15 protein-coding genes and 1 tRNA gene are annotated in these 22,614 nt (G+C 41.4%); 13 read left to right on the top strand and 3 right to left on the bottom strand.

The window, feature by feature from the left end; translation table 11 throughout:
- The first annotated feature begins 27 nt into the window (after positions 1 to 27).
- Together H6G83_RS24855 and H6G83_RS24850 are read left to right on the top strand one after the other, a co-directional pair.
- A complete protein-coding gene (locus H6G83_RS24855; RefSeq protein ID WP_190476899.1) occupies positions 28 to 1,713 on the top strand; it encodes a hypothetical protein in 1,686 nt (561 codons plus the stop codon).
- A gap of 151 nt (positions 1,714 to 1,864) precedes the next feature.
- Positions 1,865 to 6,022, top strand: coding sequence for an eCIS core domain-containing protein (locus H6G83_RS24850; RefSeq protein WP_190476898.1), 4,158 nt, complete (start codon positions 1,865 to 1,867; stop codon positions 6,020 to 6,022).
- Positions 6,023 to 6,124: 102 nt separating this feature from the next.
- Here the strand turns inward: H6G83_RS24850 and H6G83_RS24845 are convergent, their stop codons facing one another.
- Positions 6,125 to 8,329 carry an AAA family ATPase gene (locus H6G83_RS24845; RefSeq protein ID WP_190476895.1) on the bottom strand — a complete coding sequence of 735 codons (2,205 nt, stop codon included), beginning with the start codon at positions 8,327 to 8,329 and terminating at the stop codon, positions 6,125 to 6,127.
- 234 nt (positions 8,330 to 8,563) lie between these two features.
- A tRNA-Gly gene (locus H6G83_RS24840) sits at positions 8,564 to 8,635 on the bottom strand.
- A gap of 366 nt (positions 8,636 to 9,001) precedes the next feature.
- Between H6G83_RS24840 and H6G83_RS24835 the strand changes: the two genes are divergently transcribed.
- Both H6G83_RS24835 and H6G83_RS24830 read left to right on the top strand, forming a co-directional pair.
- Complete coding sequence (locus tag H6G83_RS24835) at positions 9,002 to 9,877, top strand: Npun_R2479 family HD domain-containing metalloprotein (protein ID WP_190476893.1); 876 nt, start codon at positions 9,002 to 9,004, stop codon at positions 9,875 to 9,877.
- 170 nt (positions 9,878 to 10,047) lie between these two features.
- A complete protein-coding gene (locus H6G83_RS24830) occupies positions 10,048 to 11,166 on the top strand; it encodes an ABC transporter permease (protein WP_190476891.1) in 1,119 nt (372 codons plus the stop codon).
- A gap of 76 nt (positions 11,167 to 11,242) precedes the next feature.
- Here the strand turns inward: H6G83_RS24830 and H6G83_RS24825 are convergent, their stop codons facing one another.
- Positions 11,243 to 12,109, bottom strand: a complete 867-nt coding sequence (locus H6G83_RS24825; RefSeq protein ID WP_190476889.1) for a helix-turn-helix transcriptional regulator — start codon at positions 12,107 to 12,109, stop codon at positions 11,243 to 11,245.
- Positions 12,110 to 12,204: 95 nt separating this feature from the next.
- Between H6G83_RS24825 and cas3 the strand changes: the two genes are divergently transcribed.
- The 9 genes from cas3 (at position 12,205) to cas5d (ending at position 22,599) form a co-directional block, all read left to right on the top strand.
- Positions 12,205 to 14,385, top strand: a complete 2,181-nt coding sequence (gene cas3, locus H6G83_RS24820) for a type I-D CRISPR-associated helicase Cas3' (RefSeq protein WP_190476887.1) — start codon at positions 12,205 to 12,207, stop codon at positions 14,383 to 14,385.
- A gap of 228 nt (positions 14,386 to 14,613) precedes the next feature.
- Positions 14,614 to 14,907 carry a hypothetical protein gene (locus H6G83_RS24815; protein WP_190476885.1) on the top strand — a complete coding sequence of 98 codons (294 nt, stop codon included), beginning with the start codon at positions 14,614 to 14,616 and terminating at the stop codon, positions 14,905 to 14,907.
- 140 nt (positions 14,908 to 15,047) lie between these two features.
- The gene (locus tag H6G83_RS24810; RefSeq protein ID WP_190476883.1) at positions 15,048 to 15,287 is read left to right on the top strand and encodes a DUF433 domain-containing protein; all 240 of its coding nucleotides are present in this window, start codon (positions 15,048 to 15,050) and stop codon (positions 15,285 to 15,287) included.
- The gene (locus H6G83_RS24805) at positions 15,284 to 16,303 is read left to right on the top strand and encodes a PDDEXK nuclease domain-containing protein (protein ID WP_190476881.1); all 1,020 of its coding nucleotides are present in this window, start codon (positions 15,284 to 15,286) and stop codon (positions 16,301 to 16,303) included. The genes H6G83_RS24810 and H6G83_RS24805 overlap by 4 nt, the downstream gene beginning before the upstream one ends.
- A gap of 171 nt (positions 16,304 to 16,474) precedes the next feature.
- Positions 16,475 to 16,927: a type VII toxin-antitoxin system MntA family adenylyltransferase antitoxin gene (gene mntA / locus H6G83_RS24800; protein ID WP_190476879.1), complete on the top strand. Its 453-nt coding sequence runs from the start codon at positions 16,475 to 16,477 to the stop codon at positions 16,925 to 16,927.
- A complete protein-coding gene (gene hepT / locus H6G83_RS24795; RefSeq protein ID WP_190476877.1) occupies positions 16,924 to 17,367 on the top strand; it encodes a type VII toxin-antitoxin system HepT family RNase toxin in 444 nt (147 codons plus the stop codon). The genes mntA and hepT overlap by 4 nt, the downstream gene beginning before the upstream one ends.
- Positions 17,360 to 20,689 (top strand): type I-D CRISPR-associated protein Cas10d/Csc3, encoded by a 3,330-nt coding sequence (cas10d, locus tag H6G83_RS24790; protein ID WP_190476875.1) that lies wholly within the window; start codon positions 17,360 to 17,362, stop codon positions 20,687 to 20,689. The genes hepT and cas10d overlap by 8 nt, the downstream gene beginning before the upstream one ends.
- A gap of 186 nt (positions 20,690 to 20,875) precedes the next feature.
- Positions 20,876 to 21,892 (top strand): type I-D CRISPR-associated protein Cas7/Csc2, encoded by a 1,017-nt coding sequence (gene cas7d / locus H6G83_RS24785; RefSeq protein ID WP_190476873.1) that lies wholly within the window; start codon positions 20,876 to 20,878, stop codon positions 21,890 to 21,892.
- Entirely contained in the window at positions 21,892 to 22,599 is a 708-nt protein-coding gene (gene cas5d / locus H6G83_RS24780) for a type I-D CRISPR-associated protein Cas5/Csc1 (protein ID WP_190476871.1), read from the top strand. The genes cas7d and cas5d overlap by 1 nt, the downstream gene beginning before the upstream one ends.
- The last annotated feature ends 15 nt before the right edge of the window (positions 22,600 to 22,614 follow it).

Here is a 22,614-nt window from a genome sequence, read left to right as displayed (position 1 = left end):
AGTCACAAATATTAGGAGAAATATATTATGCCAGAAATTAAGCGCCCCAACTATTTCACATCCGAGTTTTTGGTAGCCAAAGATTTTCAAGATGAGCAGGCATACCATCGCGATATGCGCCATTGTCACAATAGATTACTGCATACTCCGGGAGTAGTTAATGGGTTAGAGGTCAAAACAGATGATAACAAACTATTTATCGTCAAAGCCGGCATGGCAATTGATCAAAATGGTAAAGAAATTATCCTTGCCTCTGATACACTACCACAACCCCTCAACCTAACTGCGACTGGTGGTATATATGTGACCATAGAGTATAAAGATGTCACAGATGAACAAGATAAAGACGTAACTAGCGGTCTCCTCAATCAATACAGACGTATTACTGAACGTCCTCTGATTAAAACCACAACATCCCAACCAACCAGTAACGATGTAGTAATTCTGCTGGCAAAGGTGAACCTAGCTATTAATGGCAATATTATTAATATTGAAGATATGCGGACATTCGCCAGTGCCAAAATTAATAATGCGACCTTAAACAGCATTGTGAAAAAAGCAGGGGACACGATGACAGGCCCCCTAACGGTGAATGCGAATTTGCAAGTAACTAAGGGAGCGATTATTCCCAGTGTCGGCAATACAGAAGCATCCGGCATTATGTTTCCTAAAGATCCGGGTGGGGGAACTGGCGATGCAGCTTGGCTGCGATATTATTCCAGGACAGGCGAAAACACGACCTTCGAGATTGGCACAAGTAACAACAGTGACGACCACATTGCTTTGATGGCTTCGGGGAATGTTGGTATTGGTACAACAGATCCTAAGTATAAATTGGAGGTTGTAGGGGATATTAAGGCTAGCTCAATTGACTCGGTGAAGTTAAATGTTTTTGGAGACCTATATGTAGATGGAAATATACAAGTCAAGGATGATACTCTAGCTGCCATGATTTTACGCAAGCGCCAATATCATGGCATTGTAGATATAGACCCGAATATGCCACTCATTATCCATCTTTGCTTCGAGAGTAGATTGCATATTCCAAAAACCATTAAACTTTTTTTAAGAGGCTCACTATTCAGCCGAGCGTTTTACACTGAACTGGGAAGTCACACTCATCAGGCTGCTGCACAAAGCATAAGCCTTAATCACAGTCATGGGCATAATTTTTCTATTAGTAGCATTAGTGATCACACTCATGCCATTAATGTCGGCAACACAGGAGGAGCAGGAAAACCATCAGATCACAACTATGGGGGGTCTTTTCCTTCCAGTCTAGGAGGTTGGAAAAGCGGTTGGATTTCTTTACTCACCTGTTTAACTGGAGAGACGGCTGCTTACTGGGTGAGCAGTTCTGGTTCTCACAATCATAGTCTATCTGGTGGAATTGTATCAAATCTGGGAGACCATCAACACTCAATAACCGTTAGTTCAACGGGAGCATCAATACAGGCTGGGACACAGAGCAAGGAGTATTTCAGCAGTTTACAATTGCTTGTCAATGGACAGCCAAGAACTGATAGTTTACTTCAACTACTCAACGGTTGGAGAGAAATTGGTAATGGATCTGCTACACACCCGCTCATTACAAGTGGAACAGGTGTGTTGGATATTACAAGCTTAGTGCCGCAAGAAATTGGCAACCATGAGCTACGCTTCGTGGTGACTCAGGGTGGGGGTAAGCTTCAATATAATATATTCTGTGAATAATTCAGAAATTTCGGCAAGAGCAGTATCTGGATAACAAGTTTGTCACAATTAAGAATTGAGAAACATTCACAGCCAAAATTTGGCTCAAAAATTTCCCTCAAAGTTCCAAGCTATCTAAATTGAATTTATCAGAAAAAGGGCGGTGAGTTGTATGGGAGAGCAGAAAGCAACGAAAGTTCAAAATACTACAGCGACTAGTCAATTTGCTAGTGCGATCGCATCTCATAAATCCTCACTTCCCACTACTCACCCTCTGTGGCAATTACAACGAAAAATCGGCAATCAAGCAGTCTCTCAACTTATCCAGGCAAAGCTGAAAGTAGGTAAACCTAATGATGTTTACGAAATGGAAGCTGATCATGTTGCCTACAATGTCATGCGAATGTCTGAACCCTTGACACAGGGACAACCACAAGAACCGGAGGAAGAAACCGCTCAAGCTAAATCCACAGTTGGCACAATACAGCGACAACCAGAAGAACAGCAAGAAGAAACGGCTCAGACTAAACCAATAGTACCGATTACTCCCTTGGTTCAACGTCAAGCACAAGACAAAGAAGAAGAAACCGCTCAGATGTTGCAGCGACAAGCAACCGAAGACAAAGATGAAACTGCCCAAATGTTGCAACGTCAAGCAACCGAAGATAAAGATGAAACTGCTCAAACGAAAGGAACGGCAGATACAACCCCTGAAGTGACTCCTCACGTAGAAAAGCGCATTCAAACCATGCGAGGGGGAGGACAACCCCTGGCAGAATCTACTCGCAGTTTCTTCGAGTCCCGTTTTGGTTATAACTTTGGGGGCGTACTTGTTCATACCGACTCCCAAGCGGCAGAAATAGCAGGACAACTCAACGCTCAGGCATTTACCATTGGGCGGGATATCTTCTTTGGGGCTGGACGCTACGAACCTCACACAAGTTCAGGACAATTCCTACTGGCGCACGAATTAACCCACACCCTCCAGCAAAATCCCACCCCGCCCTTGACGGTAAAGCGCAAAATCCAGCAACCGCAGTCAGACAGAGGAGGTGGAAATCCTTCCTTGGGGTGGCAGAAAAAAAATGCGATCGCCATTTCTCCAAATTCCCACCCCACAATTCAGCGAAAAGTCAGTGGCAACAAAGCCCCCGCTTCCCCTGCCCAAGATCCAGCATTTCAGGCAGTAGTGAAAAAAGCTCAAGCTGCTGCTAGCCAACAAAAGCAACATCCGCCAGCCAAAAGTAAAACGGCCGAAGCCCAGGCTGCCGCCTTGCCACCTGCCAACGATATCACCAGTAAAGCAGCAGGCAAGCAAGTGCAGCAGATGGATCAGCAGCAAGCGAAAGCCTTTAACCGGGATGCTTTCAAGACAGCATTACTAGCAAAAATTGAGGCTGCCGCCCCGAAAAATTTAGAACAAGTCGATAAATTTAAAGAAAGTGGCAAATTAGGTGCAGTTAAAGCTGCGCTGGCGGGACAGGTGGATGCGACTAAGCAACAGTCACAAGGAGGGATTGAAGCTAAAGTCAAAGGCACTCCCGATCCAAGTGGCATCGCACCTAAATCTGTCACTCCTTTGCCAGCAAATCCAGCAGGTGCGCCTCCCGCAGGAATCGATGCGGCGCAAGCAGCACCCAAGCCGAAAACAAATGCCGAGATTTCGCTTCAGGAAGGCAGTCAGTCTCTAGACAAACAAATGGCTGATGCCGATGTTACGGAAGACCAACTGAAAAAATCAAACGAGCCAGATTTCCTCGCCGCCGCAGATGCCAAACAACAGGCACAAAAAGATGCAGTCATAGCTCCCCAGGAATACCGCCAGAGCGAACAAGCACTGTTGACTCAAGCCCAGTCTCAAGCAGTGACAACGGCGCAAACCCAGCTTGCTGAGATGCACGTAATTCGGGGGCAAACACAAAATAAAACCACCGTTACGCAAAAGCAAGCAAAGAACCAGGATGAGCAGAAACGCCATGAAGTAGCCAACGAGCTACAGACAATTTACACACAAACGAAGAAAGCGGCTGAAGACCGTCTGACCCGTTTAGACACCGAAGTTAACCAGGCATTTGACAAAGGCGCTAATGCTGCTCAACAAGCCTTTGAGGATGGTGTCAAAAGGGACATGGATGATTACAAGGCTAAACAAGGATGGGCAGGTGAGGCTTGGCAATGGTTGAAGGAGCGTTTGGGATTTCCTTCTGAGGTGGATAAATTTTATCACAAGCATCGATCGCTATACATCGAAAATATGGATCAGGTTCTCAATGGGATTGCCATCCTGGTTGAGAAGGGGCTGAATGAAGCAAAAAACGAAATTGCTAAGGGTAGACGAGCGATAGAAGCTAAACTGGAGCAGCAACCAGCAAATCTGCGTAAAGCATTACAGGAAGATGCCCAAAAGATTCAAAGCGATTTTGATAAGTTAGAGCAAAGTGTTGAGGATAAGCAAGAGCAACTGATTGATTCTTTAACTCAAAAATACAACGAGAAATTACAAGCGATCGATGCCCGCATTGAAGAAATGAAAGCCCAAAATAAAAGTTGGGTGGATGCGGCCAAAGAAGCTTTGGGTGGAGCCATTAAAACCATCCAAGAGTTGAAAACTATGCTGCTGGGCTTGTTAGGCAACGCTGCGGCTATTAAGAAAATTATCAAGAACCCCATCGGCTTTTTGGGGAACTTGGTTGCAGGTGTGAAGCAGGGCTTCATGAACTTTGTGGGGAATATTGCTGCACACTTACAACAAGGGTTGATGGGCTGGCTGTTCGGTGCTTTGGCGCAAGCCGGTATTCAGCTTCCAGACAGCTTTGACTTGAAGGGTATCCTCAGTCTGATTATGCAAGTGCTGGGGGCAACCTGGGCATTCATTCGCGCCCGTGCGGTGAAAATCTTGGGTGAAAAAGTGGTGAAAGCGATGGAAACCACTGCTGGGATATTCCAGATCCTGATATCTCAGGGCATTATGGGGGTATGGGACTATATTCAGGAGCAACTGAGTAATTTGGCAGATGTGGTGCTTGCAGGCATCAAATCCTTCGTCACCGATAGCATTATCAAAGCTGGAGTCACCTGGATTGTTGGGTTATTAAATCCTGCCGGAGCCTTTATCAAAGCTTGCAAGGCCATCTATGATATTATCATGTTTTTTGTAGAACGTGGTAGTCAGATTGCTGCTCTGGTGAATGCGGTGGTTGGTTCCGTGAGTGCGATCGCCGATGGTGCGATCGGTGCTGCTGCCAGTGCAGTGGAAAATGCCCTGGGCAAAGCTGTTCCTGTGGCCATCAGTTTCCTAGCTGCCCTGTTGGGTATAACTGGGATTAGCAAGAAAATTCGCGAAGTAATTGAGAAAGTGCAAGCACCAGTTGGGAAGGCGATCGACTGGTTGATTCAGAAGGCATATGACTTGGTAAAAGCGGCTGGTAAGCTTTTGGGGTTTGGTAAAGATAAGAAGGATGAAAGGGAAGCAGACGAAGGTGCCGGAGAATATATTTACGAAAAGTCTGTTGGTGGTGGACACAAGATTAAAATTCGTAAGGATTTAAAAGTATTTCGTTTCTCCACTCCAACCATGCTCTCAGGTAGTGATGCACAAAAACAACAGCAGGACGCACTCGAAAGTGTGATTACACCAGTTCCGCCAACTTATCCTACTGACAGCTTAGGGCGTGCATCTGGGCCTTCAGGATATGTGAAAGGTGTCAAAGATGGAGAAGAACGAGAAAATCTCCCAGGACTTAAGAGTCTTCCTGGTGGAATTCCAGCTTACCAGCCTGGAGATCACCGAGGTCATTTGATTGGTGATCGTTTCTATGGCTCTTCGGGGGCAGGAAACTTGGTACCTATGCACGCAACATTAAACCTTTCAACGTTTAAGTCCTATGAGAATACATTAGCCGAGAGCTACAAAGCACTTTTAAAAGCAGAAAAAGGAGTGTTGCTATTTATGCAAATTACTCCAAATTATCCTGGAAGTGATGCTAGCAAACCTGCTAGCTATCGTCCAACTACAATCACCGCAAACAGCAAAATTATTACCTTGAAGGAAGGAGCACCAAGCTTAACCATAGAAGAGCAAGTCTATCCCAATACATTTATTAACCCAAATGCTGTAGTGAGTAGTGTCAATCTCAACACGGATACAGAAGAAACTTTACAAGCAGCGCTTTCAATACCTCTAGCTAAATTTATTTTCCAAGAGCGAACGCGGGGTGGAAAATTTGCAGATTTAATGGATTTACAGCTTAGGTTGGCACTTTTACCAGAAGCCCAAGCTGTCAACCTCAACGAAATCTTGATTGCTCGAGCAAACTTGATAACTCTTTGATAATGAAATGTTTAGCTTGTATCATGTTCGGTTAATTAGTTATGATGTCCACAATTTTTAAACAATCGCAGTTCATAGTTCCACATCCACACCTTTAACCTATCAAAGTCCGTGCATCTGCCACGTCCTCCCCAGCTTTTGATGCTCCCGCGCCGCCGCCTTAATTAAATGCGACATCTGAATCGCATCCCCATCGCTGGCTGCATAAAATGCCGCCGCCAAACCAATATTTTTGATATTCCCTCCGGCTAATTTAATTTCCTTAGCTAACACACCAAAGTCTACATCTTCACCAAGGGGTGCTTCTGGGGGAAATATCACTTGCCAAATGCGCTGGCGGTCTTCTTCATTTGGGAAGGGAAACTCGACAATTATCTGGATGCGGCGGACAAAGGCATCATCCATATTATCGCGTAAATTTGTTGCTAAAATTGCTACGCCTTCGTATTCCTCCATCTTTTGCAACAAGTAACCGACCTCAATATTGGCGTAACGGTCATGGGCATCTTTAACTTGCGATCGCTTACCAAACAAAGCATCGGCTTCATCGAAAAACAGGATAGCATTAGCACTCTGAGCCGCCGTGAAAATACGGTCAAGATTCTTTTCTGTCTCGCCAATATATTTACTGACAACTTGGGATAGGTCAATCTTATACAAGTCAATTTGCAACTCATTGGCAATGACTTCCGCCGCCATTGTCTTACCCGTACCTGGAGAACCAGAAAACAGCACATTTAACCCTTTACCAAGCGATAACTTGCGCCCAAACCCCCACTGACCATAAACTACAGACCGATACTTAGCTTGATGGCAGATTTCCCGCAGTTGGTCAATTTGGTCGGCAGCGAGAATAATATCATTCCAGGTGTATTTAGGGTGAATTTTCCGCGCTAACGCCGCCAAATCTTCTCCAGACTGCATCCGCGCTGCGGCAAATAAATCACTGATGCTTGGTAAAACAGGTGGGAGAGAGTCTTCTTTGACTTTTGACCTTTGAAAGCTATTTGCTTCCACTGTAGATAAGTCCCCAATATTTTGGTTCCTTTTGGCTTCCTGCCACAGGGCTTGGTTACAAGCTGTAATCACAGACTTGCTGATTTGTGCTGGTGTCAACCGAAATCGACTTACCAAAGACTCTAACTCATCTTCAGGTAACTGAATCCCCGCTTGTGCTAAGTTACTTTGCCAGAAAGCTCGACGCTGCGCCAAGTCTGGTAAAGTAAAATTAATAGCAATAATATTGAGATTATGAGCGATCTTGTTTTGCCAAGCTTTCTTACCCGCTAAAATAGCTATTCCCTGATAATTAACAAGGATATTTAACAAATTTTGAGTGATGACTTTACCATCCTCAGCCAATAACTCATCAAATCGAGGTAAATAAATAATCGCATTGTGATGTTGCGCTTCCCGAAACAGCAGTTGCAGTAGATATTCCCAATCAACTTTTAAATCTAGGGCTAAAAGCAAGTCTGCCGTGATGAGGGGAACTCCTAAATAGTTTGCTAACGCCTCAGCCGTTTTTTCTTTACCCAAACCAGGGAAACCATGAAAATACAAATGTAATGATGATCGAGTTTGCCATGCTTGTACTGTTAATGCTTTCAGACCCTGTTTGATGTCAGCAGTTAATGGCAAATCGTCCAGCAAATATTTTGAGTGACGCAAATAGCAAAATCTGACCAAACGCTGGTCTAGTCCTGGTTCACCCAGCAAGATGCGAGTAATTTGCTCATCTAACTTGAGGTAATGGGCTAGTAGTGAGGGTTGGATTTGATTTGGGTCTGGTATGACATGGAGTAAGCCTTGGTGAATCAAAGGTGCATCAGCCGCAAAATGAATTCGCTTTGCTAGTTTTTCTTGTGCAGAATTGCATAGCAGATTTAGAGCTAAATCGACCGTGGGACGCTTACGAGTCACATCATCCTGCAAATAAGCGTATATACGTTCGTAACGCAGGTCAATGTCTGGTGCTAGAACGATGAGAATTAGAGCAATATCGAAATCAGATAAACCAAAAGTTTGTTGTAGCCATTTGAAACTAGAATAGCTGCTGATATTTGCCAAAAATTTGCCTAAATCGACAGTGGGGGAACGCAAGGGAGACGTAACTGGTTCACGCTGTAAAATACGTTCCACATCGTTCTGATTAATATAAAGCCCTCGGTAAGAATCAACTACTGACTCTGCACCATAGGCAGTTTCGGCTGCTATACCCGCTTGTTCCAGCAGTTTGTCTAGTTCCTGTAATGCTTGTAGGAGGTCACTTAAACATGGTTTGAGTGATCCGATGTTACCAATCATATCGTTTCCATCTGTGTACTATTATAGGAATCCTATTTGATTTTTGACAGTCCACGGCCCTATGAGGACCGTGGACTGTCAAAAATTTTCGATGAAAAAGTCAGCTGGTGAACTACACCCAAAGTCACAGAAAAAAGCTAATAATTGTAAATTGGTATACATGAATTCACAGATTTAGTTGATAGGATTTTGAGGGTAAATCCTGGGAATGCCTTTAAATAAAGCTTTTTCAAAAGCGGGCGATGGGACTCGAACCCACGACGTTCACCTTGGGAAGGTGACATTCTACCACTGAATTACGCCCGCGCATAGTATAACTGGTATTATAACATTATTTTTGCAGTGTATATAATATCTGCATCCTCATCATAAGTTAGTATTCTCATCAGTAGAGGCGTTGGTGTACTCACCTGCCATAAACCATCGCTCATACTTGAGTCACATAGCTTTTGTATTCAGATCACCGCCATACAGTGAAAAAATATGGAAAATGGATAGTAGTGATTACATACTTTACTAAGTACACAAAATAGCCAATCGGCTAGCACACACCCTGACACCTGAGTTAAAAAGGATGAATCTAAATTGCGTTAGATCCTAATCAGGTCTGCCCTGATTATGTATTTTTGCAAACCTACTAGCAATAATTGCTACCTAAATTGAGTAATTGATATGTTTAACGCTACAGAAATTTTAATTGATGCTTTTGTCAAACAAATCCGGGAAGGTTACACCAGGACTTATGGCTGTTTAAAGAATGATTACCAAGACATCATCGCTTGGGCTGGTAACATGGCTTTAGAGAACATTGCTAATAGCGATGCTCTCTATCACAATGTGGAACACTCAATTTTGGTTACGCTTGTAGGGCAAGAAATTTTGCGCGGTAAACACATCCGCGAAGGTGGGGTTTCTAGCGAAGACTGGCTACATTTTATTATTTCTTTGGTATGTCATGATATTGGCTACGTCAAAGGAGTCTGCCGACAAGACCAAGAACAAACCAATTTATACGCTACTGGCAAAAATGGCAACATGATTTCTCTACATCCTGGTGCTTCCGATGCTAGTTTGACACCATATCACGTGGATAGAGCTAAACTGTTTATTGACGAACGTTTTGGCGGTCATAAGCTGATAGATGCTGAGGTGATTAAAAGTAATATTGAGTGGACTCGTTTTCCTGTACCCGCAGCAGAAGACCAGCAAAATACACTTTGTTATCCAGGGCTAGTGCGTGCTGCCGATTTGATTGGACAATTAAGTGACCCGCGTTACTTGAAAAAAATCACATCTTTGTACTACGAGTTTGAAGAAACTGGTGTGACTAAAGTGTTAGGTTACGAAACACCAGCCGATTTACGCAAGAATTACGCTAAATTTTACTGGAATAGTGTTCATCCATATATTAAGGATGGATTGCGCTATTTATCTTTGACACAGCAAGGTAAACAAATTTTAGCCAATCTTTATTCCAATGTGTTTGTAGTGGAACATGAAAGAAATCAAGAGGAAGGTCTGCACCTAGTGGAAAAACTTCATGCTTAGATAGTCATTAGTCATTGGTCATTGGTCATTGGTCATTAGTCCATAGTCAACTGACCCTTCCCTACGGGACGCTAACGCGAACGGGTTCGGCAGTTGCTCCAAGTCGGGGAACCCGCCCACCGCACTGCCTCACGACTGACAACTAACAACTGACAAAAGGCAGATAAATTATGAATTGGTGGCAAAGACTTCAGAAAAACCCTTTGGCGCGATTTGGGGCAATTTTACTGATAATTTTCTATGTGGCGGTGATTGCTGCTGATTTTCTTGCCCCTTATGATCCTTATGTGGCGCAGCCAAACGGTTCACTATTACCACCAACGAAAATTTATTGGGTTTCTAAAACATCTGGTCAGTTTATCGGCCCTCACGTTTATCCGACAACTCAAGGAAACACGGATTTAGAAACAGGCGATCGCCAAGTCATTGTAGACTTCAAAAAGCCCTCACCTGTACGTTTGTTTGTCTCTGGCCCTGAGTATCGACTGTTACGGGTGAGTTTACCCCTACCGCCTAATTGGGAAGAAACTACTGTTATCCCTGGTATCCCTTTAAATTGGCATTTATTTGGTGCGGATAACGGGGCAAAAATTAACATCTTAGGTACTGACGAACAAGGACGCGACCAATTTAGCCGTCTCTTACATGGTGGGCGTATTAGTATGTTTATCGGCATTATTGGGGTGGTAATTACTTTCCCCCTCGGTTTGCTGATAGGTGGTATCTCTGGCTATTTCGGCGGTTGGACGGACAGCATTATCATGCGTATTGCCGAGGTGCTAATGACCTTCCCTAGTATTTATCTACTAGTCACCTTGGGGTCGGTTTTACCTGCGGGTTTAACTAGCAGTCAGCGATTTTTACTCATTGTGTTGATTACTTCTGTGATTAGTTGGGCGGGTTTAGCTAGGGTAATTCGCGGACAAGTGCTGTCAATTAAGGAACGTGAGTTTGTCCAAGCCGCCCAGGCTATGGGTGGTCATCCACTATATATTATTCGCCGTCACGTTTTGCCGCAAACTGCTACTTATGTGATTATCTCGGCTACTTTGGCGGTTCCCAGTTTTATCGGTTCGGAAGCGATACTCAGTCTTATCGGTTTGGGTATTCAACAGCCTGACCCATCTTGGGGTAATATGCTATCCCTAGCTAGTAATGCTTCGATTATTGTGTTGCAGCCTTGGTTAATTTGGCCGCCAGCGATATTGATTATTTTGACGGTTTTAGCTTTTAATTTACTCGGTGATGGGTTAAGAGATGCCCTTGACCCTCGGAGTATACGCCGTTAGTTTCATGGTTAAGGGTATAGGGGTGTACATATTGAAAACCCTTACACCCCTATACCCTTACCCCCTTACACCCCTGCTAGCTGTTGATTTCGATATCATACAACTGGCAGAGGGTGAGGAGTTTTTGTTTAAAGCGATCGCGCACATTCTCTGGCGCTATAACTATACAATCTGGTGCATATTGCATGACTTCGCGGCTAAACCAAAAGGTACTCGCTACACGCCTCATAACTCGTCGAACTTTTGGTTTATCTGGTAGCCATTCGATAGTCTCGTCCTCTGGTTTGGCTTGATAGGCAAATACTAAACCTGCAAATAGGTGCATTTCTACTGTGATTTCATCTAATTTATTACGCCATTCCCCACTAATTGAAGTCACGGCTGCATCGGTAATTCGGTCTAACCGTAAACTCCAGTTGTGCATTAGTTCAGGTATGTCAAAGTTTCCTTCTGTCTCTTCACACCAGCAATCTAGGTATTGTCGTTTTTCATGGGGTGCAATTTTGGCATAGCGGACTGTGAAATTAAGTAAGCGTCCGGCTGCATCTTGATAGGTTAGCTGAAACGGCTGCTGGCGAAGGATGAAATTATCTATTTGTAAACGCCAAGGTGGGGGCAAATTTTCTAGGAAACGTTCAATTTCGTTTCTCAGTGGGATTGATAATTCACTGCGTTCTAGTAGTAACTTAGCAATCACTTGGGCTTGTTCAATCTGCCCAATGTCAGTTAATGCACCAATACACCGATGTAAGGCCCTGATGCGGCTTTCTGACCAGTTTTGATTGTTGCCGATGAGTAACTTACGTTGGGCGATCGCTTCTACTAATTTGGATATGTTCGGGCGATCGCCCCATGTTATGCCAAACTCTAGGGCGATCGCTTCTAGTTCGGCTTTATCTCGTTCTTTTAATGAGAGAGTTATCGACTGACCTTTACGACTCATTTATACGGACACTTTTATACTTACACTTCTTGCCAATCTCCATTTTGCGTGGCAATATAGATTTTAACAACCAGTTACGGACACTATTTAAGTGTATGTCCGAAGATTACAAAATTACTCTCAAACCTGTTTATTCGCAAACAGTCCCCACACCTGATGGGGTGCAAATACCGAAAAATTGGTCTTTATCTTGGCATCAAGTCGCTACTTTAGAAGCACTACGTAATCCGAATATTGATGTGGTGTTTAACACTGCGATGACAGGAGATGGTAAAAGTTTAGCTGCATATTTAGAAGTTTTACAAGGTGAATTGTCTGCTATTGGACTTTACCCTACTAATGAATTAGCCCGTGACCAAGAAACGCAAACTCAAGGGTATGTAGAAAAATTTCAACCAAAAAATCAACCGCGTATAGTTAGATTGAGTGGGGCTGATTTAGAAGTTTATGCAGAGAATGAAGGGTTGAAAAAAAGTTCTGCGATCGCAACTCTCACTAGCCAAAGAGAAGCGTTACTAACTAACCCCGATATCTTTCATTATCTGCATCGCGGCGCTTATATAATTCCTGGTGATAGTCCTGATAAACTGTGGGCAAAAATTGACAAGGATTTTGACTTATTTATCTTTGATGAGTTTCATGTTTTCGCTGCGCCACAAATAGCTAGTGTCATTAACACTATGTTGTTAATTCGCTGCACAAATCGCCGGAAGAAATTTCTGTTTCTTTCTGCTACACCAGATAAAAATCTAATTGACAGGTTAAAACTAGCAGGATTTCGTTGCCAAGAAATTAACCCTATTGAACAAAATAAATATCAATTTCCTGACACGCCAGCACAAGAGGAAGAACTTAGAAATCAAGGATGGCGACAAGTTGCGCGGGCAATTTCACTAAATTTTATTCCTTTGGAACCGAGTTTTAAAGCATCGGAAACTTGGCTGAAAGAAAATAGTAATTTAATTTTAGCGCAGTTTCAGCAATATCCAGGGAGTAAAGGAGCAATTATTCTTAACTCCATCGCCGCAGTTAAACGCTTGACTCCATTTTTTCAAGAAATTTTGCAGCCTAATGGTTTAAAAGTTGGAGAAAATACAGGCTTATCAGGAAAGGCGGAAAAAGAAGGTAGTTTGGCGGCTGATTTGGTGCTGGGAACTAGCACAATTGATGTCGGGGTTGATTTTAAAATTAATTTCTTGATTTTTGAATCCTCTGATGCGGGTAACTTTATTCAACGTTTGGGACGCTTAGGTAGACATGATGGTTATGAAAAGGATGGGGAAGAAATTAAGTTTCAAAACTTTACGGCATTTGCGTTAGTACCTAACTTTTTGGTTGAACGTTTATTTCAGGGTGATACACCACCTTTAGAAGTAGATAGGATTTGCGATCGCCCATCTTTTCATAATATTCTTGCTGAGAAATATCGCCAGATAAATGATTTTCGCGGCTATTATAAAAGTTGGGGTGCAGTGCAGTCATTTTACTTGTTCTTTAAGTTAGGCGATCGCACGATTAAAGAACAGTATGCCCAAAGCCGACAAGAGTTTCAAAAACTCTGTGAGGAAGTATTTAGCACTAGCTTAAAATCTGTGGCTGGGCGTGTTTCAGGATGGGCAAAAGATTGGCAAGCACTGTCTGGTAATAAATCGGGAAATCCCATTGCAGATGATGCTGCTAGTTTCCGGGGTGTGAGTTCTCTGCAATGTGGTTTGTATGATTTAACCGAAGAAAATGAAGTAGACAGATTTAAAACCTATGATTTACCGGGTATTTTAGGTAACTTAGAGATTGAAGTTTGGACAGAGGCGGCATTTATACGGACACTTAAGGAAACCGCAGAACGTACAGGAGTGGCGATCGCAAAAGGTAGATTTACTCACTGTATGGCATTTATGAAGTTGCGTTCCTACCGGGAGGAAAGGCTGAACTGGAAGTTTACCTACGCTGGGGATTTGCAGGCGATCGCCGATGCTTGGAAGGTGCAGGTATTAAAGGGTGTGGAAGTTTGGCAACCGGAAAACTACTGGATTGGGGAAATTAACAAACGACTGAAAAAAGAGGGTTTAGTTTGTTATGTAATTCGCCGTCCTGTGGCGGAAGTGCGGATGCGGCTAAGGCTACCGATGCACTTTCAGATTTACCCAATTAGCGATCGGTTCAGTTTCCATGATGCGACAGCGCCCTATTCCATAGCTTTCGGTCACTCTGCGCTGTTGCTTGATACTTTGGCGTACACGTTTAAAAGCAAAGGGGATGAAATATGGATTGGTTGAAGTTTCAATCCCTGATAGGGATTTTGGTTATACAATGTCTAAAGGCAGAAGAACGAACAGTAGTACGTTCACAGGGTATTGTTTCAATCCCTGATAGGGATTTTATAAATTTTCGTGCCTTAGACTTATACTATAACTATAGTACACAAGTGTTATACAGGGTAAAAGAGTTTCCCTGGTTAATAAACTGTGAACTCTATATACTGTTTGTTATTCTATGCAAGACAAATGCGAAAACAGAATGCCGACCCCCACCTGACGAGCCTTATACTTGATGCTGATTTTGATCATCTCGATCAAGCATTGACTTTAAGACTATTTAGAGAAGTTCGTGAAAATCGCTGTCGCATCAGTGCTTTAGAGAGAAAACTAGATGCAATCAATGAAGAATTAAAAAAATTCAGCAATCGGGATGAGCAGATTGAGGAGTGTAAGAATTTAATCCTGAATCGTCTTAGGTATCTAGATGCTGAAATTGAAGAGTTGCAAGGTTTAGTAAATATATATTGCCCACCAGAGTAGGATGCTGTTTACAAGTACATCCGACTTGTAATCGGAAAGTCGTTGTTTCAAGTTCCTGCTTACCAGATTTATAGGGTGTTTGCAGCGTACACAGCATAAAGCAATCTACCCTAGTTCTACTGTTTTTATACAGATATTCTATGAACGAACAAAAACTATTAGAACGAATTACAGTCAACCCGCAAATCTTTGGCGGTAAACCTATTATTCGCGATCGCCGCCTAGCGGTTGAACATATTTTAGGAATGTTAGCGGCGGGAGATACTATCGAAACCTTGTTAGCGGGTTATCCCTGGTTAGAACAAGAAGATGTACAAGCCTGTTTAATCTATGCGTCTCGGTTAGTTAATCATGACTCAATTGAAAGTCCACAGCTATGAGTAAACCAATTCCAGACGAGTATGGAGATTTGCTAGTGGAAGTGAAACAACGCATTCGTTCTGCACAGTATGAAGCGCTGAAGGCTGTTAATAAAGAACTCATTGCCCTGTACTGGGATATTGGGCAGATGATTGTTACCCGACAGCAGCAAGCCGGCTGGGGTAAATCAGTAGTGGAACAGCTAGCAAAAGACTTGCGGAGAGAATTTGCAGGAATTAGCGGTTTTTCGGCTGCTAACCTCTGGCGAATGAGGCTGTTTTATGAAACTTACGCCGCGAATGAAAAACTCGCACCAATGGTGCGAGAAATTGGATGGACACACAATCTAGTCATTTTAGAGAAATGCAAGGATGACCTAGAACGTGAATTTTACATCAGAATGACTCGTAAATTTGGTTGGACAAAGAATGTTTTAATTCATCAAATTGAAAATCAAACCTATGAAAAAACTTTACTCAACCAAACAAATTTTAACCAAACCGTTCCGGTAGAAATCCGTAATCAACTACAACTAGCTGTTAAAGATGAATATACTTTTGATTTTTTGGAATTAGCAGATGAACACAGCGAAAGACAATTAGAACAAGCAATTTTAACGAGAGTTCAACCATTCCTACAAGAAATGGGTGGCAGGTTTACCTTTGTGGGTAGTCAGTATCGCTTAGAAATTGGAGAGCAGGAATTTTTTATTGATTTACTGCTTTATCACCGTCAATTGAAATGTTTAGTTGCTGTTGAGTTAAAAACAGGAGAGTTTTTACCTGAATATGTAGGAAAAATGCAGTTTTATTTAGCTGTCTTAGATGACAAGGTAAGGCTACCGGATGAAAACCTATCAATTGGCATTATTCTTTGTAAATCTAAGAACAAAACTATTGTTGAATATGCACTTAGAGAATCAAATAAACCGATTGGTATAGCAACTTATAAAGTATTTTCAACCTTGCCTCAAGAATTAAAAAATCAGCTTCCAGCACCAGAACAAGTTGCCAAATTACTCGAAGGTATTGAATAAAATTGTAGAGTAATACCAATTTTATATGAGTTGCCAATTATAAAATCAATTGATTTATCTGCGTTTATCTGCGTGCATCTGCGTTCAATTATTCCCGACCTCTAATTATACACAGCTTCATATTAATTTGCCCTAAGCCAATAAATGTTAATCCTTACGGAGAATAATTAAATGCAAATCAATAATCCGACAATAGCCGAGTTACAAGAACTTTCCCTACAAATACAGGAAAAAATTCCTTACTTAAAAATGTTAGTTCTGTTTGGTTCTAGGGCTACTGGTAACACCAACGCCAAGAGTGACTGGGATTTTGCTGTTCTGTATGACAAAGAACAACGTGAGACTTATGTAAAAGATAATAGTTTCCGTTTGTTTGAATTACCAATAGTTATTGGCGAATTATTCAAATTAAATTCAGATCATATTGACGTTGTAGAAGTTAATCATTGTTCAGAATTAATATCACATTTTATAGCTCGTGATGGGATTATGTTATTTGAAAAAGATGATGGGGAATTTCAGAAGTTTAAATTAAAGTCACTTAAATCTGAATCTGAGTTAAAACATTTCCGTAAAGAACAACATAAAATTATTGAAATGGAATTGAAAAAGTGGGGTGCATGAGTAACATAGATTCAGAAATAGTTTTAGTTAGGCTGAGGTTAATTACTAAGTATTACAATACTTTAGAGAAGTTTCGCTCTATTAGCCTAGATGAATTTCTCAATGATTTTGAAAAACAACTGGTTGTAGAAAGACTGCTGCAATTAATGACTCAAGCAGCAATAGATATCAATGAACACATATTATCTAAATTAAATCCTGGCAATTGCGTTACTAACTTTGAAGGTTTCATAGAACTTAGCAAATATCAAGTAATCACGCCAGAACTAGCAAGACAAATAGCACCATCATCAGGATTAAGGAATCGTCTTGTGCATGAGTATGACGAGATAGATCCGCAACAAGTTTTCAAAGCTATCAGTTTTGCATTACAACAATATCCGCTTTACGTGCGCCAAGTGAACTCTTATTTAATTTCTTTGAATCAAAAAAATGGCTAAAAAAAGTAAAAATTCAGATGAATATCAACAATTATCACTTTTAGAAACTGAAGCTGATGATTGGTTATCGGGGGATTTTGGCTTTGATAGTGATGGCGATCGCACTATCGAAACCCCAGATGAATTACTCAGTCTTAAACTACTGCGCGAAGCAATTCAGGCACAAAATCCTGATGACCAAGTAATGACAGATTTCGCTGAGTATGTTTTACCAAATCTCTTACGTATAGCTATTGGTGTAACTGCTAAAGGGGGTAAGTATTTCGATACAATTGACCAGCAGCGAGAAGCAGAAGGGAAAAGCAAAGTTAGGCGAGATAATGCGGCTGATCAATCATTGAATACACATTTATTAAATGGCTTATTTCCAGCTAATTTAATTGAGAGACGGTTACAGCAACTCGATACTACAGTCCAGCGTGTGGTGAAGGAAAGAGAACGACGTTTGGTAATTGCTGGGTTTATTTTACATGACTTTGAAAAGTTCCCTGATGTGCCGAATGATTGCCGGAAGTTACCGTTAGCAGAACATCGCCCAATTATTGATGTGAAAGTTCGGCAATTGGGACTGGATAAGTTTATTAATCCAGAAAATTCAGAGGCTTATCAAGAATATATTGATGATTTATTGTGCATGGCTTATAATGCACAAAGTAGGTGGGATACTAACTGGAATTTTTCGGAATTTGGGTTGAATCCAGTATTGCGCGATCGCACCCTACGTCAACTATCAGCTTTAACTTGTTTAGCTGACTCCCTCGCCTCCATCGTCAAGCATCCCCAAGACGCAGAACACCCCAAACTTAAGGAAATTCTCCACTTATTAAGTGATGGACAATTAAAACTTACCTATCACAGCATTGCTGAAAATAGAGGCGTTTTAACTAATGTCGTCAACAATGCTTTAATTCAAGCTCACACCAGTTTGAATACAGATGAGCATACCTACTATGAACCTTTGTTATATCTGCCCACAGGAGTAATTTATTTAGCTGCGCGTAATGCACCAGCTATTGACATCAAAGATTTACCAGACCTTGTAGTTGAGAATATCAAATCTCTTTGTGCAGGACAACTACGCCTGAGACAAACAGGTTTTGGTAGAGATGGGAAAGGCATGAAATATGCCGAATACTACAACTTATTTTTTGATTCTCCAGGCTTAATGCAGGTGGCTTTGGATGCAACCTTACGCATCTTAAACCCGAATAAAGATTCAGTAGCGAAAAGTCGCAGTGATAATTTAATTAAGTTTCAGCAACAAAGGGTTTTATCGGCTGACTATGACTTTAAATTTGCTGATGATATTCGTATTGATCAAATTGCTGAGTTTGGTGATTTAGTTAGTCGGAAAATTTGGGATGAAACAGTAAATCGCATTGAGGATATTCGCAAGAAAGACAAAAAGCTACCAGAAGTACCAGCTTTAGATTTAACCCATAAGGTTGCACAATTCTGGAATCTTACGTCATACTTACCGCAAATTCGAGAAATTCAACGCATCAATGAAAGCCTGAAAGAAAATAAGTTGAAAGGGAATACGGGAGGCGTACCTTATGAATGGTATTATCTCGCAGCTAAATATTTAGAACATCATCCAGGGATTGAAAATGTCCGCGAAACTTGTCAGCAAGTTATTCAATATCTGACAGGCTTAATTTCACCCATCATTGCACAGTATCAACTACCTGATGGTTGGGATGATTTGCGGCTGTGGGTAGCAAGAGTTGTCATGTTACCAAATACCAATCAAGACGCATCAGTGAAAACTCAAGTAGATACATTTGTAGATGAGTTAAATAACTATAATGCTGCTAAAAAACCAGGACGAGGAAGACAATTAATCTGTTCGATTTCCCATTCTGCCTATACAGTGACAGAACAGATGGAATCGGCAGTTTTATTTACTCCCCAAGTTTATACAAATAAGCAAATGTTAGGAGGTTCTAACGCTAAACGCAACATCTCAAGTATTGCGGGTGTAGAGATGATGCTGAGGCAAATCTTGATGAATCAAACTCAAGCGGTGGGTAAAAGATTTGAAGATGGGAAATATCGCTATCTCTACTTTTATCCGACTTATTATTTCACACCGGAAACCAATAAGTTTTTACAGAAAGCATACAATGGGATTGCACAAACTCGGTTCGATACCAGCGTCCGTAATCACTTTATCAGTAAGGATTTACAGGCAAACTTAGAACGAGAAAATTATCAAAGTGTGGATGCTTTTTTAATTGATGAAAACTTAGAACGAGACAAAGACCGGACATTTAAACTGTCTTATCCTGATGACCAACCTTTAACATTTTACTTCATGGCGCTACCACCTGGTAGAGATAGCACAGATACCGAATCTTGGATTATGCCAAGTTGGTTGGCGTTTGCTTTCCCAATGATTTTAGATGTGAAAACTGTGGTTTCTGAGTCACCAATTCCGCCTTTTAATGATGGTGCAGAATTTGAAGAAAGCGTTTTTCTCGATAGTGCGCCTCATGCTTTCCGTGCATTAGTCAGACGCGATCGCTTCCGTCTAGACTACATCCTTGAGGGTTGGCTTGACAACGGTATTCAATACCCCGCACCTCTCAACGTGCTTACCGCCGCCTATGCAATTCACCTTGATGTCAATGCTAGACAAGGTAAATCTGGTTACGATGCTAACTGGGGGAGATTTACGGAACTTGCAAAGGATTTTGAAACTAGTCCTCTGTACGTTTTTTCTTACCTCAATCGTTGGGTGCGTAACCAAGGAATAGAAACAGCACGCATCGAGAAAATTCGGCTTTATGCCTATCATTTTTACCCTTGTTTTGACCCTTATGTGCAGTATAATATGGATACGAAAACATTGATTGTGCAACCAGAATCGAGTTTAAATCATCCCCAGAATTTAACAGAACTTTATCGCCGTTTTTATCGGGCGAATAAGCGTTATAATCCTAAGTCTAATGCTGTCCTCAAACCTATCGATATTGCAGCAGAAACTATCCTGAAAGCTGAATCAACTGTGTTTCAAGGAGACACTTTAGTTGCAGCCGTCGCCGCAGAAGTTTTTAAACTCATGGATCGGGTTCATGCTTCCACTGCTGAGGGACGTTGGATATTAAGTAAACGGGAAGAAGAAAGACAAGCCGTTTTAGACTTTGCAAAGTATTTTGTCATCGAAGTATTTGAGAAAGCATTTGCAGGCGATCGCGCACGTTTAGCAGGTCGTCAACTCAACTTAATTCGTGACACTTGTGAGTTTCTTTATCGTTTAGCAGATGACAAAGAAAACGCAGGTAAAGATGATAAATCGCCTGAATCTGATGATGATTAATTTGTGATTTTAAGTAAACCGTCGAAAATCAATCAAACTATGTTAACTATTGTCAAGTTATCACGATTGAGTTCGTAGTGAGGACTTCAGTCCTCAAAAAAAGGACTAAAGTCCTTACTACAAACCTTGATTTATTTAGTCCGTTCTACTCACCTCAACCATTACTAAATTATTTGGAGATGAATTATGACATTACTGAAAACTGTTGAATCTAAGTTATTTCAAGCAGAAATTCCCTACAAACCAATGGGTAAATACGCCCATTTTCTCACAATTCGCATCACCGAATCTTACCCCTTATTTCAAACAGATGGAGAATTAAATAAAGCCAGAGTTAGAGCCGGAGTTAAAGATAAGACTACAATTAGTAGGTTATCAATGTTCAAACGTAAACAATCTACCCCAGAACGTTTAGTAGGTAGGGAATTACTACGAAACTATGGTTTAATGACGGATAAAGAATGCGAATATAACGTTAATTTTGCAATGGATAATCCTGATTGCATTATTTATGGTTTTGCAATTGGTGATTCTGGTTCCGAAAAATCTAAGGTTGTAGTCGATACAGCATTTTCAATTACTGCATTTGATGAATCTCACGAAACCTTTACCTTGAATGCTCCCTTTGAAAATGGGACAATGGCTTCTAAAGGTGAAAATGGTTCCAAACCCGGCGAAGTTACTAGCCGAATTAATCAACAAGACCACATTAGACCACAAGTTTTCTTTCCTAGTATTGTTACTCTGAAAGACCCCACAGAAGCCAGCTTCCTTTACGTCTTTAATAACATTTTACGCACACGCCATTATGGAGCGCAAACCACCCGCACAGGTAGAGTAAGAAATGAATTGATTGGAGTTGTATTTGCTGATGGTGAAGTTACTAGTAATCTACGCTGGACTCAAGCAATATATGACCAGATGAAAGCGAATAATTCCTTAAATTCTCCTGACCCTCTAGATGAAGATGAGGTCATGACGGCTGCTAAAAATGCGATTGAAACTTTAATGACTGAAGAATTTATTGTTCACACCGATTTTATTGGTGATGCTTTTGCACCTCTATTACAAGAAGTGAAAAATCTCACTGCAAATGAAGCAGGAATTAAAAGCATTTTACAAAAAGCTGATGCAGAAGCAAAAGCTTACGCCAATAAGCACATTAGTAAAAAGAAAACTGCTGCGAAAGCGGGGAAAGAGTAATGGTATTAATTTACCGTTGTCAATTAGAATTACACGACAGCCTTTATTTTGCTACTCGTGAAATTGGCAGACTATACGAAACAGAGCCAGTAATTCATAATTACGCACTCTGTTATGCACTGGGTTTAGTTGATAGCGCCATCTATTCTACCACCGTAGCTGAGGAACATTCCTATCGCTACTTCTGTCCCGAACAAGTGCCAAAATATGAGGAGCATTTAACACCCCTGAATGAACAGGGAATTTATGTCACTCCCGCACATTCCATCGGACATTCTACTATTCTCAACACTTGGAAGTATGCTAATAATAACTATCATGTGGAGATGGAGAAGACGCAGAAAAATATTCCGAGTTTTGGGAGAGCGAAGGAAGTTGCACCAGAAAGTCAATTTGAGTTTTTTGTCATCACCAAAAACGAAATCAAATTACCAAAATGGATTCGTTTAGGTAAATGGATGAGTAAGGCTGAGGTGACAGTTGAGAAATTACCCCAACCTCAAACTTATGAAGGCATATTTACTTGCAAATTTCCTTTAAATCCCTTGGATGTGATGTTTACTAATCAAGTGATGAGCTACGATGTGGTGAATATGCCTCCAGTTAGTCTAATTCAAAATGTGCAAATGCGGGGGCAATATTACCAATTCAAAGATATTCAAAACCTGCAAATTCCGGCTAGGATAGCATATCATTTTCGTAGTTAATTATTACTGTGCGAT

The organism is Anabaena azotica FACHB-119, assembly GCF_014697625.1.
GTDB classification, from domain to species: Bacteria; Cyanobacteriota; Cyanobacteriia; order Cyanobacteriales; family Nostocaceae; genus Trichormus; species Trichormus azoticus_A.
Note: the sequence above shows the minus strand (reverse complement) of the source record. Positions and strands in the feature narration are given on the sequence as shown.

Coding starts and splice junctions, on each gene's coding strand:
- H6G83_RS24855 (WP_190476899.1), top strand. CDS start 28: ATGCCAGAAATTAAGCGCCCCAACTATTTCACATCCGAGTTTTTGGTA.
- H6G83_RS24850 (WP_190476898.1), top strand. CDS start 1,865: ATGGGAGAGCAGAAAGCAACGAAAGTTCAAAATACTACAGCGACTAGT.
- H6G83_RS24845 (WP_190476895.1), bottom strand. CDS start 8,329: ATGATTGGTAACATCGGATCACTCAAACCATGTTTAAGTGACCTCCTA.
- H6G83_RS24835 (WP_190476893.1), top strand. CDS start 9,002: ATGTTTAACGCTACAGAAATTTTAATTGATGCTTTTGTCAAACAAATC.
- H6G83_RS24830 (WP_190476891.1), top strand. CDS start 10,048: ATGAATTGGTGGCAAAGACTTCAGAAAAACCCTTTGGCGCGATTTGGG.
- H6G83_RS24825 (WP_190476889.1), bottom strand. CDS start 12,109: ATGAGTCGTAAAGGTCAGTCGATAACTCTCTCATTAAAAGAACGAGAT.
- cas3 (WP_190476887.1), top strand. CDS start 12,205: ATGTCCGAAGATTACAAAATTACTCTCAAACCTGTTTATTCGCAAACA.
- H6G83_RS24815 (WP_190476885.1), top strand. CDS start 14,614: ATGCGAAAACAGAATGCCGACCCCCACCTGACGAGCCTTATACTTGAT.
- H6G83_RS24810 (WP_190476883.1), top strand. CDS start 15,048: ATGAACGAACAAAAACTATTAGAACGAATTACAGTCAACCCGCAAATC.
- H6G83_RS24805 (WP_190476881.1), top strand. CDS start 15,284: ATGAGTAAACCAATTCCAGACGAGTATGGAGATTTGCTAGTGGAAGTG.
- mntA (WP_190476879.1), top strand. CDS start 16,475: ATGCAAATCAATAATCCGACAATAGCCGAGTTACAAGAACTTTCCCTA.
- hepT (WP_190476877.1), top strand. CDS start 16,924: ATGAGTAACATAGATTCAGAAATAGTTTTAGTTAGGCTGAGGTTAATT.
- cas10d (WP_190476875.1), top strand. CDS start 17,360: ATGGCTAAAAAAAGTAAAAATTCAGATGAATATCAACAATTATCACTT.
- cas7d (WP_190476873.1), top strand. CDS start 20,876: ATGACATTACTGAAAACTGTTGAATCTAAGTTATTTCAAGCAGAAATT.
- cas5d (WP_190476871.1), top strand. CDS start 21,892: ATGGTATTAATTTACCGTTGTCAATTAGAATTACACGACAGCCTTTAT.